Annotated in this window: 11 protein-coding genes; 5 read left to right on the top strand and 6 right to left on the bottom strand. The window is 63.3% G+C overall.

Going from position 1 to position 13,024, the window contains the following annotated elements; translation table 11 throughout:
* Positions 1-86: 86 nt before the first annotated feature.
* Complete coding sequence (locus L6637_RS21700; protein ID WP_237871971.1) at positions 87-1,265, bottom strand: sensor histidine kinase; 1,179 nt, start codon at positions 1,263-1,265, stop codon at positions 87-89.
* Between the two features lie 223 nt (positions 1,266-1,488).
* Between L6637_RS21700 and L6637_RS21695 the strand changes: the two genes are divergently transcribed.
* Positions 1,489-1,971, top strand: coding sequence for a hypothetical protein (locus tag L6637_RS21695; protein WP_377803107.1), 483 nt, complete (start codon positions 1,489-1,491; stop codon positions 1,969-1,971).
* 365 nt (positions 1,972-2,336) lie between these two features.
* Positions 2,337-3,317, top strand: coding sequence for a helix-turn-helix domain-containing protein (locus tag L6637_RS21690; RefSeq protein ID WP_237864625.1), 981 nt, complete (start codon positions 2,337-2,339; stop codon positions 3,315-3,317).
* Between the two features lie 48 nt (positions 3,318-3,365).
* On the opposite strand, the gene L6637_RS21685 is transcribed toward L6637_RS21690, so the two are convergent.
* The gene (locus L6637_RS21685; protein ID WP_237864626.1) at positions 3,366-5,516 is read right to left on the bottom strand and encodes a methyl-accepting chemotaxis protein; all 2,151 of its coding nucleotides are present in this window, start codon (positions 5,514-5,516) and stop codon (positions 3,366-3,368) included.
* Between the two features lie 53 nt (positions 5,517-5,569).
* Positions 5,570-5,845 carry a hypothetical protein gene (locus L6637_RS21680; protein ID WP_237871969.1) on the bottom strand — a complete coding sequence of 92 codons (276 nt, stop codon included), beginning with the start codon at positions 5,843-5,845 and terminating at the stop codon, positions 5,570-5,572.
* Positions 5,846-6,198: 353 nt separating this feature from the next.
* Between L6637_RS21680 and L6637_RS21675 the strand changes: the two genes are divergently transcribed.
* On the top strand, positions 6,199-7,131 hold the full coding sequence (locus L6637_RS21675; RefSeq protein ID WP_237864628.1) for an alpha/beta hydrolase: 933 nt from the start codon (positions 6,199-6,201) through the stop codon (positions 7,129-7,131).
* A gap of 153 nt (positions 7,132-7,284) precedes the next feature.
* On the opposite strand, the gene L6637_RS21670 is transcribed toward L6637_RS21675, so the two are convergent.
* Complete coding sequence (locus tag L6637_RS21670; RefSeq protein WP_237864629.1) at positions 7,285-7,476, bottom strand: hypothetical protein; 192 nt, start codon at positions 7,474-7,476, stop codon at positions 7,285-7,287.
* Between L6637_RS21670 and L6637_RS21665 the strand changes: the two genes are divergently transcribed.
* Positions 7,475-8,710 (top strand): ABC transporter substrate-binding protein, encoded by a 1,236-nt coding sequence (locus tag L6637_RS21665; RefSeq protein ID WP_237864630.1) that lies wholly within the window; start codon positions 7,475-7,477, stop codon positions 8,708-8,710. The two genes, L6637_RS21670 and L6637_RS21665, sit on opposite strands and share 2 nt — an antisense overlap.
* A gap of 41 nt (positions 8,711-8,751) precedes the next feature.
* Here the strand turns inward: L6637_RS21665 and L6637_RS21660 are convergent, their stop codons facing one another.
* Positions 8,752-10,314 (bottom strand): adenylate/guanylate cyclase domain-containing protein, encoded by a 1,563-nt coding sequence (locus L6637_RS21660; RefSeq protein WP_237864631.1) that lies wholly within the window; start codon positions 10,312-10,314, stop codon positions 8,752-8,754.
* A 195-nt stretch (positions 10,315-10,509) separates the two neighbouring features.
* Between L6637_RS21660 and L6637_RS21655 the strand changes: the two genes are divergently transcribed.
* A complete protein-coding gene (locus L6637_RS21655; protein WP_237864632.1) occupies positions 10,510-11,601 on the top strand; it encodes an enolase C-terminal domain-like protein in 1,092 nt (363 codons plus the stop codon).
* Here L6637_RS21655 and L6637_RS21650 read toward each other — a convergent pair.
* Positions 11,598-12,872, bottom strand: a complete 1,275-nt coding sequence (locus L6637_RS21650; RefSeq protein ID WP_237864633.1) for a lipase family protein — start codon at positions 12,870-12,872, stop codon at positions 11,598-11,600. The genes L6637_RS21655 and L6637_RS21650 overlap by 4 nt on opposite strands.
* Positions 12,873-13,024: the final 152 nt, after the last annotated feature.

Genomic DNA, 13,024 nt, shown 5'->3' with positions numbered 1-13,024 from the left:
GCAGGCGGATGATCAGTCCGCCTGCGTAGAACACGGCCGCGTCGTTCCGACGCAGCCGTGTTCGTCTATGCTGTGGCAAAGAGCCTTCACCGCTCTTCCGAAGAACTTCCTAGATTTTCGAGGGGAGCGGTCAGGCAGCAAATCAGTCCGGTTGATCCATACGACACTTCAACCGAGCCTCTGAAATCGTCTTTTAACACCCTAGAAATGAGGCGCGAACCGAAGCCCACACCGGCCGGCTCCGACACAGGTGGGCCCCCAAACTCCTGCCAGACGAAAACGAACTTTGGCACACCCGAATCATCTTCTGATGTCCATGTGACCGACACGCGGCCGCTCGTCACACTCAGCGCGCCGTACTTCAAGGCATTGGTCGCAAGCTCGTGGATTGCCAAGGACAGAGCGAGAGCCTGCCTCGATTTGACAACAAGCGGAGGACCCGAAACGGCAATCCGTCCTTCGCCTGTTCTATAAGGGCTCAACGCGGCGCTGATCACATCTTGAAGGGGCGCGGCAGCCCAATTTGCTGCTGTAAGCAGGTCGTGCGCACGTCCGAACGCGCCAAGTCGTCCTTGATACTTTTCAAGATCGGCTTTGCTCGACGCGTCGCGAAATGTCTGGCTGGCCACGGCACTGAGTACCGCAAGAGTGTTCTTGACGCGATGCTTTAACTCTTCGTTGATGAGGTTCAGCGCTTCCCTTGCCATGTGCTCGGATGTGACGTCCCTGCAGACGACAAGCACACCGCCGATTTTGCCTTCGAGATCGATTGGACCGAAGCTATAAGTCCACCAGACATCTTCACGACGACCGTGACGCGTTACCGGCACCAGTTGGTCCTCATGCCAGGTCGCCCCCTTACCTGCCATGACGTACTCGATCTGAGGACCAATGACGTCCCATATCTCATCCCAACACTCGCGGCCCCGCGCGCCCAAAGCGCTTGGATGCCGCTCGGGCCCCATCGTCTCGCGGTAAGCATCGTTGTAGAACTGGATGAGTTCGGGACCCCACCAAATGAACATCGGGTGGCGCGAAGTGAGGACGAGCCGCACGGTCACCCGAAGACTTTGCGGCCATGTTTCCGGAGAGCCGAGCGACGTCTTTGACCAGTCAAACTCTCTCGTCAAAGCGCCCATCTCGCCGCCTCCCGCCAAGAAGCCGCTGACGATCTCCCCCTCCATAACCTCAACCTCGCTCGGACGCTTGCCCGCCAAGCCTAAAGCCAAATTTCCGCACAGCGCAATGTCCGCCGGGGCAGCCACTGGGCCAAAAGTCAAAGAATTCACTTTGGCACAACTGGTCCGCTGAGCTCTCGGAGATGGACTTCCGTCCGGCCCTTTACGAGTGCACATCGACTGATTTCGCTAAGCTCACTCGCCCCAACCTGTGACTATAGCCCTCCCCCGGATGGGAAATCTGTCGTAGGCTAAGCGCGTCTGGCAGCAGAACCGTGACAGAAGTGGAGAAACGCCAATGAAGATCACGATGCCGGCCTGTGCCGTCCTTGTCCTTGGCGCCGCCCATGTCGCCGTCGCCAACGGCGCTGGCGCTACGCCCTCCAAAATCTCCGGCTCCACGGCGCTGGCGCTGGCGGGCGTGATCGCGCCGCTGTCGCCGACGCTGTCCGGCGCCGAGAAGAAGGCGGTGGCGATGTTGTTCGCCGCCAATGCCGACATTCCCTACAAGAAGCCTGTGGTCGTGACCGCAGACAAGATCGTTTGCCGCACCGGTAATGTCGACATCACGTTGCGCAATTGCGAGGTGACATTCGGCAAGAAGGTCAGGACCGTAAACGGCCCCACCGCCAACGAGATCTTCGCGACCGAGGCGCTGGCAGGCATTCCGCCCGATGGCGCGGCGGGATCGAATTTCGAGAGCCTGAGCAAGCTGAGTTGCACGATCGATCCCAACGCCATCAGGCAGAAGGACAGCAGCGGGGCGGATTGCACGTTTCAGCCGGGGAATTGATTCCATAACGGCCGTACCGCCGGGAACAGTGCCGCGCTGGCATAATATGATCGCCAGGCGGCACCGCTCGTTCCAGCCGGGCTCTGAAATATCCGGCCTGATTCTTTCTAGACGAATGTCACTCGAATGCGACCCGTGAGATCGTGAGCGGTCGTTCACCGTCATCCGGATTCTGCCACATCAAATCCACACAGCGTCGATTTGCCGATTTTCGACATGCGCCAAAAGCGCGCAACGCGATCGGAATACCGTCGATCCGGCTCTGGTGTCGAGCGATGCGAGTCCCCACGAACAATGCAATTCGAGATTGGTAGCACAGCCGCAGCGAATGCGTAGATTTGCGCGCGCAGTTTCGGGTGCTTCGTTTGCCGGGTTCAAAGGACGTCACTTATCTGGACAAGTATGAGGCCGTGCATTCGCGCGACAGCGAGCTTGCGCGCGACCGCCTGTTCAGCGTCTACGGTGCGGATGGTTTCGACAAACGGAGCGGAATCTTCGGCATCCGGGCCAACTACGCCAGGCTGACGGCCGTCGGTCTCGGTTTTTGCTCTTACGACGCTCCAGTCTCGGTGAATTTTCCCGAGGCAAACTACGTCAGGCAATTCTTCTCCATCCAGGGCCGCGCCAGCTTCACAACGTCGCGCGGAAGCAGCGCGATCGGTGCCTGGACACCCATCGTCCCTGGAAATTCGCGACTGAAACTTGAATTTGGCGAGGACTATCGGCAATTGGTCCTGCGCATCGAGACGCCGGCGCTTGAACGCGCCATGAAGGCTCTCGCCGGCGATGCAAGTGACCGACGGCTCGAGCTAGCCGAATCCGATCCGAATCCATCCAGCATGTCGCTTTTCAGGCGGCAGGTATTCCATCTCGCCGAGGAACTGGAGACGTTTGCGGATCAATATTCGCCGCTTGCCAAGGCCGAGCTCGAACGCGACCTCATCGTCAGGTTTCTTCTGGGCCATGAACATAATTTCTCGGATCTGCTCCGGCGTGAACCGCGCAGCGCGGGGCGCAGCGTCGTCGCCAGGATCGAGGCCTTCATCGAGGCGAATTGGAACCGGCCGATCGATCTCGACGAAATCGCCGGCGTCGCCAATGTCGGCGTGCGCACCGTATTTCGCGAGTTCGCGCGCGCCGGCAAGGGCTCTCCGGCCCAATTCGCCAAGCGGGTGCGGTTGCAACGGGCCGCGGAATTTCTGCGCTCTCCGATGGAGACGACCACGGTAACAGGCGTTGCCTTCCGCTGCGGCTTTCACAATGTTGGCCGCTTTGCAGCCGATTACCTGCGGCTCCACGGCGAGCTGCCGTCCGAAACCCTGAGGCGCGCCGCTACAGAAATATAGCGGCCGCGGCGATTTCCCGCCGCGCCCGCCGTCCTGACTGGACGCCGCTCAGGCCGCGCGAATGGTCGCCAGGAATTTGTCGACCTCCGTCTTGAGCCGATTGCTCTCGATCGACAGCGACTGCGCCGAGGACAGCACCTGGGACGACGCCGATCCTGTCTCCGACGCGCCGCGCTGCACGTCGCTGATGTTCGACGAGACGTCCTGCGTGCCCTTCGCAGCCTGCTGCACATTGCGGGAGATCTCCTGGGTCGCGGCGCCCTGCTCCTCCACGGCTGCGGCGACCGCCGCCGATATCTCCGAGAGGCTTCCGATCGTCGCTCCGATCGTCCCGATCGCCGCGACGGACTCCTGGGTCGCAACCTGAATACCCGATATCTGCTGGCTGATCTCTCCGGTGGCCTTCGCGGTCTGCTCGGCCAGCGCCTTGACTTCGGAGGCCACGACCGCAAAGCCCCGGCCGGCGTCGCCAGCACGCGCGGCTTCGATGGTCGCGTTCAGCGCCAGGAGGTTAGTCTGTCCCGCGATGCTGTTGATCAGCTCGACGACATCGCCGATCCGCGCCGCGGCGCGCGACAATTCGCTGACACGGTCGTTGGTTTGCCGAGCCTGATTGACGGCCTCAGCCGCCATCCTGGCGGAATCCTGGACGCGATGGCTGATCTCGGTGACCGAGGAGGACATCTGCTCGGTCGCCGACGCGACGGACTGCACATTGGTGGAGGCCTCTTCCGACGCTGCCGCGACGGCGATCGACAGCTGTTGCGTCGATTCCGCCGTACCGGTCAGCGTGCCCGCAGCGGCCTCGAGCTCGGTGGCGGCTGAAGCAACGGTCTCGATGATGTTGCCAACGGCGGCCTCGAACTCTCCGGCCATTCTGTGCATGTCCATCCGCCGTTGGTCCGCAGCCCGCTTCTCCAGATCCCGCTGCGACTCCCGATCAAAGCCAAGCTTGGCCTGAAGCGCCTGGAGGGCGCGCAATGCCAGCCCCGCTTCGTCGTCGCGCTCGACGTTGACCCGGCTGTTGAAAACACCCTGGGCAATTTTCGACATGATGTCGTTCAGATGCGCCAGGGGACGCGTGATTGCGCGAATGGACGCCCATGACAGCAGGGCGCCGGCGAGCAGGCCCAGGCATAGAGCAACAATCGCGATCGCGTTGGCGAAGGCGAACGCGCCTTCGGCGGCATCGTATTCCGCCTTTGCTTCCTTGACCTGGATCGCGACCAGCCGGTCCATGTCGGCCTTGGCGGTGCCGAACAGCTCGGCAGCCTTGCCGGTCATATGTGCGTTCAGCTCATCGAGCTTGCCTTCGGCCAGCATGGCGAGCGCCGGCTTGAGGCCACGCTCGACATACTCGACCCGTTTCGGCATGAACGACTCCGCGACCGACTTCTCCTCGGGCGTGAGATAGGTCGCCATGTAATCCGACCACAGCTTGTCGATCCGGCCGGCGTTGGCCGCAACGACGCCCTGCGCGTCCGAGGAGACCCGGCCGGTGCGCGCTTCGATCGCCGATCGCAGGACGGCGAGCGAGTTCTCCTTCATGCGGTCATTGATCTCGAACAATTGGGCAAGCGGCACCGACCGGTCCTCGTAGATCGATTGGGCGTGCCGGTTGACCTGGCTCATGCCGATCAATCCGGCTGAGCCGACGATGACCATGAACAGCGACAGGACGCCGACCAGCGAGACCAGTCGCGCCTTCAGCGATCGCGTAAATGGAGAGAAGAGCTCGAACGGCGAGCGCTTGCGGATCATGCCGGCTTCGATCTTGAACGCGCCCGCTTTCTTGTCGCGAATGGCGGCGTAAACGCGTTCGGCCTGCTCGCGCTGGTCCGCGGGCAGCTTGGTGCGGATCGACATGTAGCCGACGACGTGTCCTTCTTCCCAGATCGGCGTCGCGCTCGCCAGCACCCAATAGAAATCGCCGTTCTTGCGGCGGTTCTTGACCGCGCCGGCCCACGGTTTGCCGGCCCTCAGCGTTTCCCAGAGATTGGCGAAGGCTTCCGGCGGCATATCGGGGTGCCGGACGACGTTATGCGGTTGGCCGGCCAGCTCCTGCTCGGTGAAGCCGGACGCCTCGACAAACTGATCGTTGAAATAAGTCAGCTTGCCCTTGAGGTCAGTCTTCGAGACGATCAACGTCTCGTCCGTCAGGGGATACTCGGTGGCGGTAACAGGCAAATTGGTACGCATCGATTGTCTCTCCGAAAAATTGGCGCTTGGATCGAATTTGGCGGGCGGCGCAGCTAGATCTGCAGGATCTTCAGATGGACGATGTCGAGAAGACGTCGCGTCCTCTCGATCTGCGCCGAGAACTCCCGGCGCGATTTCGGATCGCAAATCCGGTGTTCGATTTGATGGGCGTGCTCGATCGCGAGCTCGAACTGGCCGGCCAACCGACTGAGCGCATTCCGGGCGCTGACGCGCAGCGCGCTGGGCTCGACCCCGATGGAGCGATCGCAACGTTCGATCGACGCATCGACGTCATGCCGCTGCAAACGAAACTGTATGATGTTCGACATGCTATTCTCCCGCGGCAGAAGATCCGGCCGGCGAGATCGCTAATATACAAGTCGAGTTATCAGGGTATTTGACCGATCTACGACACTCTGGCCGGATTCTGACACGCGCGTTAAGCCGTCCATGACGTTTGACGGTAACGGGATCGCTTTCATAAAGCGGAGCTAATATGCCTGTCGAAAATCGGCAACCGAGAGCGCGTCGAGAACCTGTCCTGGCCCGCTGTCTCCTCGCATACCCACCGCAGCGGTGCGGACGTGCCGTGAAATTGCCCAAAGGGCACTAACTAATAAGGCGAATTGAAAAGACAGGCCCCACACGCGAGCCATGATGGGAACGCAAGGCCGGCAGCGACATGAAGAACTTCCTCGCATTGTTCCTCCTTCTCGCCGCGACGGCAGCGTCGGCGCAGGGCGTGACGCCGGTGCGACCCGCCGCTCCCTCCGATCTGGTCCTGACAGGCCTCACCGATAACGACACCACCGCAGGCGGCGTCGCGCGGCTGTGCGAGCAGGTCGCTTTTTCGCGCGGCCTGCGCTATGGCGACAGCGAGGCCAATGTGCTCGACGTCGCGACCAGCGAGACCACCAAGGCGGACACGCCACGGCCGGTGCTGCTGTTCGTCGCCGGTGACACGTTTACCGGCGATCGCGGAGCGCCGGAGCTGTCCCGCGATATCCAGGACGAAGCGATGTGCTTTGCAGCGCGCAACGGCATGATCGGGGTGCGCGTGAACTATCGCCTCGCGCCCGCCGCAACCTGGCCGATGGGCGCGACCGACGTCGCGGCGGCGCTGTCCTGGGTCCACGGCAATATCGACCTGTTCAACGGCGATGCCCGCGAGATCGTCGCGGTCGGCTATGGCGCCGGCGCCTTCCATGTCGCGAGCCTGTTGGCGCATCCCGAACTCCAGACCGACCGCGCCGACGTCGCCGCCGTGGTGCTGGTCTCGGGCATCTATCGCGTCGGCAAGGACGCCAGTGACGGCGAGAAGGCCTATTTCGGCAACGACGTCGCTCAATATGACAGGCGCTCGGTGTATCCCGGCATCCTCAATGTCGATGAGCCGATCGTGCTGGCCTGGGCCGCCAACGATCCCGCGAACCTGGTCGCGCAAGGCGAGACCCTGAAGAAGACGCTCTGCGGCGCCGGCCATTGCCCACGCGCGACGCTGCTGCGCAGCCACGACGGCATCGCCAGCGCCTTCGGGCTGGATGGTTCCGGCGACAGCCTTGCCGAGCCGACGCTGCTGCTGGTGCATCAACTGGAGGCGCGGGGGTTGCCGTAGCCGGACGATCAGTCGGTCACCGTCGCCCTGAGGTGGCCGCTTCTTCAGCGGCCCTCGAAGGGCGACGGCCCGGCGCTCTCCGCTCGGCTGCCGCGGTGGCCGTTCATCCTTCGAGGCTCTACCCGCGATGCGGTGCATCGCGGGCTTCGCACCTCAGGATGACGAGGTTAGCGGAGCGTTTTTGAGCGCAACCGGCGCGTCAGCCCGCCTGTCGTTTTCGGTCAGACAGCCGCGGGCGGCTTCAAAGCCCAGCCACACGATTGCCAAACGCTTGATGTAGATCAACTCGCCCGGGAGCGGGTTGAGCCGAGTTCGTTGGGGGGCCAACGACAAGGTGTCGAGCATGCGCGTCACCGGCAGACTGCTGTTCGTTCTGATCGCGGCGCTCGCCTCGCTCGGGGCGATGTCGCAACAGCGTGCGGATCAGCCCACCTCCGACCCCAGCCCCGACAAGGAAATCCGCATCGGCAACATCGTGCCCTATTCGGGGCCGCTCTCGGAATTCGGCGCGATCGGCAAGGCGGAAGCGGCCTATTTCGACATGATCAACGATCGCGGCGGCATCAACGGCCGCAAGGTCCGCTTCATCAGCCGCGACGACAATTCCGATCCCGCGACCGCGCTGCAGCTGACCCGCGATCTCGTCGAGAAGGACGGGGTGCAGCTGATGTTCGGGTCGTTCGGCACACCGGGCAATCTTGCCACGCGCTGGTACCTGAACGAGAAGAAGATCCCGCAGCTGTTCGTCGCCTCCGGCGACGAGGAACTGAGCCAGGCCAGGGCGTTTCCCTGGACCATGGGCTGGCAGCCGCCCTTCCGCTCGGAGGGACGTATCTACGCCAACTACATCCAGGCCTATTATCCCCGGAAGAAGATCGTGGTGCTGTGGCAGAACGACCAGTTCGGCCGGATGCTCTACAAGGGCATCCAGGAAGGTCTCGGCGATCTGAACCGTCATGTCCTGGTCGACGTCGCCTTCGACATCAATGACGAGCATCTCGAAGGGCACGTCGCGATTCTCAAGCGCGCCGACGCCGACATCTTCGTGTTTCTCGGCGTGCCGTCGACGGCGGCCAAGGTGATCGGCCTCGCGGCGTCGCTGAACTGGCATCCGGTCTTCATCGTCAACGATGCCTCCGCCTCGATCGCCAACGCGATGGCGCCGGCGGGGCTGGAGAATTCAGCCGGCGTGATCTCGGCGGCCTTCCTGAAGGATCCGAGCGATCCCGCCTGGAAGGACGATCCGGCCATGAAGGACTGGTTCACCTTCATGGACCGGTATCACAAGGTCGAAAGCACCAACAACAGTGCGGCACTCTACGGCTATGCCGCGGCCGAGGCGTTGACGCAGGTACTGAAGCAATGCGGCGACGATGTCTCGCGCGAGAATATCATGCGCCAGGCGGCGTCGCTGCGGGACTATCATCCCTCCGTTGCGCTGCCCAATATCAGGATGAATACGTCGCCGGAGAACTACCTGCCGATCAAGCAGATGCGGCTGGTGCAATTCGACGGACGGTCGTGGCAACCGTTTGGGGCGGTGATCGAGACGGCGTTTACGGAAGGCATGGCGAAGTGAGGTAGCGATTCCCCTCCCCCTCCAGGGGAGGGTGAGAGGCCTCACGCCGGCTTGAGCGATGCCAGCGCGTTTTCCAGCAGCGAGCGGACCCTTGCGGCATCGCCCGACTTCACCACGGCCGGATCGAGGTACAGCTCCAGCCCCGGCGCGCGTTCGGTGATGACGCCGCTCTTCTCGGCTGCCGCATCGCTCAGCGCATCGACCGCATAGGGAATGATCTCGCGGCTGATGCCCTTCATCGTGATCGCGGGCAGCGCGTGGGCGCGAACGATGTCGCTGACCAGCGCAAAGGTCTCGTAGCTCAGCACGATGCCCCCGGGCTCGGCAATTGACTGCAGGCGCGCGGCGAGGTTCGCCTCGGCACCGATGATGGTGTAGTCCATGCGATCGCTGCTGCCGAAATTTCCGACATTGCAGTAGCCGGAATTGATGCCCATGCGCGAGCGGAACGGCTGCTCGATGCCGGAGGCGCGCCATTTCGCATTGAGCTCGGTGAGACGCTGCTGCATGCGCCAGGCCATCTGCAGACAGGCCTGCGCGTCGGCGCGGTCGCCCTTGGTCTCGGGATCGCCGAAGAAGATCAGCATGGCATCGCCGATGAACTTGTCGACGGTGCCGCCATGTTCGTGCGCGATGTCAGACATCTCGGTGAAATATTCGTTGAGGAGCTGGGTCAACAATTCGGGCTGCAGCCGCTCGGTGGTCGCGGTGAAGTTCTGGATGTCGGAGAAGAAGATCGTAAGCTTCTTGCGCTCGGTGTGAATGGTGACGTCCTTCTGGCCGGAGAAGATGCTCTTGTAGACCTGCGGCGGGATGTAGCGAGAGATCTTCATCGACAGCGAGGCCAGGAAATCGTTGGCGGATTCGAGCTCCCTGTTCATGCCCTTGATGCGGCTGGCCTGACGGCGCTGGAGCGAGAGGAAGGACAGCCCGCAGCCTGCGGCGATCAGGAAATAGGCCAGCAGGAACTTGAACGAGAAGATGTTGGCGGCGATCGGCTGGGCGATGATCACCTCCTGGAGGCCTCTGACATCGCCGACCTTCCAGTCCTTCTTGGGGCTCTCGGGGTGGCTGTTGTGGCAGCTGACGCAGGCCGGGCCCATGGTGACGGGCGCGACCAGGCGGACCTTGTCGGAGAACAGCGATGTCTCGGTGTCGACGATCTTCTGCTCGGGATCGGCGCGGAGCGCGGCCAGCGCATCCCGCTCGAACTTGTCGAGCTGGTGCGGGGCGCGGTTCTGGAACGGGAAATCGGAGACGAAGCGGTAGGTGATGTTCTCCTGCTGCGCGCCGATGACGCGGCCGAGCTCCAGCGACAGCGTCGCCGGGATCGGGATCGCACCGGGGACGGATTCGTAGTTGTGAACCACCTTCGTCGTGCCGTTGGGGTTGGCCAGGATGCGCCCGACCACGTTGGACGCATAGTAGCTGCGCACGCTTGTGATGACCGAGTTGAGGTCGGCGGTCTGCCGGCGGAGCGCGGTCTTGTTCAGCTCAGTCAGGTCCAGCCAAACCGCCAGCGGCAGCGCCAGCAGGAGAAAGGCAATCACGGCCCCGATCAGGAGGCCGCTCTTGCGCTGCTCTTCGGCGATCTCTTGTTTCACTCTGTGGCTCCGTGATGTGCGTTTTTGCCGCAAGACCGGGGGATTTGCGGCACGACATGCCGGCTTGCACAGAGCCAATAAATGCGCGCCCGCGCAACCCCATTTTATGGTGGGTCGCAGCAGGCACCTTTTCGTTTCATGACGAATGTTTAAGATCGGGATCAACCTGCATCGATCAATCCGGAATCACCGCCCATGACCGAGACAATCCGCATCAGGCGCTTCATTGCGCGCCGCGTGATCGCGCCGATGAACTTGCCGCTTCTGACCTCGACCGGCGCGGTCGCGAAGGCGCCGCTGGTGCTGATCGACTGCGAGACCGACCAGGGCGCGGTCGGGCATGCCTATCTGTTCTCTATCACGCCGTCGGCCTTGAGGCCGCTGACCGCGATGGTCACGGAGATGTCGGAGCTGCTCGCAGGCGACGAGCTGCTGCCATTCGAGATCGAGCGCAAGCTGACCCAACGCTTCACGCTGCTCGGCCTCGCCGGCCTGCAACGGCTGGCGCAATCCGGCATCGACATGGCGGCATGGGACGCGCTGGCGCGCAGCCGAGGCCTGCCGCTCGCCCGCCTGCTCGGCGGCGCGCCCAAGCCGGTGAAGGCCTACAATTCGAAAGGGCTCGGCATCATGCCGGCGGAGGGAGCCGTAGAGGAAGCCCACAAGCTGCTGGCCGAGGGCTTTCATGCCGCCAAGATCCGCGTCGGGCGGCCCGAGGCGCGGGACGATCTCGCCGTGGTGCGCGCGGTACGCAAGGCCGTCGGCGACGAGGTGACGCTGATGTGCGACTACAATCAGGCGCTGACGGTGACCGAAGCCATTCGCCGCGGCGAGATGCTCGACGACGAAGGCTTGAGCTGGATCGAGGAGCCGATCCGGCACGACGATTACGAGGGCTGCGCCCGCATCGCCGATGCGCTGCGTACGCCGGTCCAGATCGGCGAGAATTTTGACAGCGCGTTTGCGATGCAGAGCGCGCTGTCCGCCGAGGCCTGCGACTATGTGATGCCCGACGTGCAGCGCATCGGCGGCGTCACCGGCTGGCTGCGCGCCGCCTCACTGGCGCACGCCGCCGGCATCGAGATGTCGACGCATCTGTTCTCGGAGGTCAGCGCGCATCTGCTTTGCGTGACGCCGACCGCGCACTGGCTGGAATATGTCGACTGGGCGGACGCGGTGCTGGCGGCGCGGCTGAAGATCAAGGATGGATTTGCGATTCCGGGCGAAGAGCCCGGCAACGGCATTGAATGGGACGAGGCGGCGGTGAGGAAGTATGCAGTGGGCTAATCGTTGAAAGCGACGCCCTTCGCGGCCTCACCCGGAGCACCGGGCTCGGCGATCCCCGCGCAATTGCTCGACGGCTTCTGTCCGGCGAGCATGCCGCGGAAAAACGCGAGCGCATCGGGAAAAGCCGCAATCAGGCCGCCATTATGCGTCCTGCCGGGATAGGTCTTCCAGACCACCTCGTTGCCGGCCGCGCACAGCGCCGCGACTTCGGCATATTGCCGCGTCGGCACCAGCGTGGAATCGGCAAGGCCGGTGCCGAGCAGGAGCGGCACCTTGAGGCGCACGGCCTTCATGTCCGTGATCGGCGTCAACCGCGCGATGATTTGGGCCATCGGCTCGACATAGACGTTCTCGGCGGTGACGCCATCCCAGCCCGCGACCTCGCGCATCTCGGTGGAGCAGTTCTCGCGCGCCGCCTTCAGGATCGGCTTGCCCTTGTCGGAGACGAGATCGTCGGCGGAAGGTGCGCCATCCGGCAACGAGCCGCCAAGCAGCATCAGCGACGTGTAGATCGGCGAACCGATCGCAGTCGTCTGCGGCGGCTTGTAGGGACCATCCGGGAAGGTCGAAACCAGGCCCGTCGCCACAGTGGCAATCAGCGGCACGTCGGGCGCGTAGCTTTCTGCGATCACGGTCGCGCCCAGGGCGGCGCCCGAGCCTTGCGATTGTCCGGTGACGAAGACTTTTGGAGCCAGCTTGTCACGATATGTGGCGAGCGCCGCGCGCACGCCATCCAGTACGGAGCGCCCTTCCGCCTGCCAGATCAGATAGGGATGCGGGCCAGGCCCGCCGAGTCCTTGATAGTCGGTCGCCACGACCGCAAAACCGTTCTCGAGCCAGCGCTGGATGTAGGTGGCATCGCGCGGCTTGTGACCGGTCCAGGACGGCGCACATGCATCGGAAATGCCCAGCGTGCCGTGCGCCCAGGCAACCACGGGCCAACCTCCGGCCGGCGGCTCGCCCTTGGGCAGATAGAGCGTGCCGCTGACGGGAACGATGCCGGCGTGCCAACGGAAATCGCTCGATGTGTAGAGAATGCGTTCGGCGAGGGCTGCGCTGGTGATTTCGGGCTGCGCGAGCATCGGCTCCTTGCGCAGCAGCATGCCGGGGCTCTCGGGCAGGGTTTCGGACCAGCGATAGAATGGCGAGAGGTTCTGGTCGCCCACCTTCGGCCCGACCGGCAACAATGAATTCGCACTGGCCGTCGAGGCCGAAAGGCCGACGACAACGGCGAGCGCCGCCAACGACCTTGTCGTCAGGCTTCCAGGCATCAGGCTTCTCCATCCCTTGCGCTCTTAGATTGGCTGGCGATCGCAGCAATCCTGTTTCTGCGCCGATTATGGACGCCGTCGCGCCAAGGTCCATGTCTTTTCGGACATGGACCGATGCCGATCGCACATGAAGTTGGAGGCACCGTCGTCGC

Origin of the sequence: Bradyrhizobium zhengyangense (assembly GCF_022012435.1) — a bacterium.
Classification (GTDB): Bacteria; Pseudomonadota; Alphaproteobacteria; order Rhizobiales; family Xanthobacteraceae; genus Bradyrhizobium; species Bradyrhizobium zhengyangense.
Note: the sequence above shows the minus strand (reverse complement) of the source record. Positions and strands in the feature narration are given on the sequence as shown.

Coding starts and splice junctions, on each gene's coding strand:
- L6637_RS21695 (WP_377803107.1), top strand. CDS start 1,489: ATGCCGGCCTGTGCCGTCCTTGTCCTTGGCGCCGCCCATGTCGCCGTC.
- L6637_RS21685 (WP_237864626.1), bottom strand. CDS start 5,516: ATGCGTACCAATTTGCCTGTTACCGCCACCGAGTATCCCCTGACGGAC.
- L6637_RS21680 (WP_237871969.1), bottom strand. CDS start 5,845: ATGTCGAACATCATACAGTTTCGTTTGCAGCGGCATGACGTCGATGCG.
- L6637_RS21675 (WP_237864628.1), top strand. CDS start 6,199: ATGAAGAACTTCCTCGCATTGTTCCTCCTTCTCGCCGCGACGGCAGCG.
- L6637_RS21665 (WP_237864630.1), top strand. CDS start 7,475: ATGCGCGTCACCGGCAGACTGCTGTTCGTTCTGATCGCGGCGCTCGCC.
- L6637_RS21670 (WP_237864629.1), bottom strand. CDS start 7,476: ATGCTCGACACCTTGTCGTTGGCCCCCCAACGAACTCGGCTCAACCCG.
- L6637_RS21655 (WP_237864632.1), top strand. CDS start 10,510: ATGACCGAGACAATCCGCATCAGGCGCTTCATTGCGCGCCGCGTGATC.
- L6637_RS21650 (WP_237864633.1), bottom strand. CDS start 12,872: ATGCCTGGAAGCCTGACGACAAGGTCGTTGGCGGCGCTCGCCGTTGTC.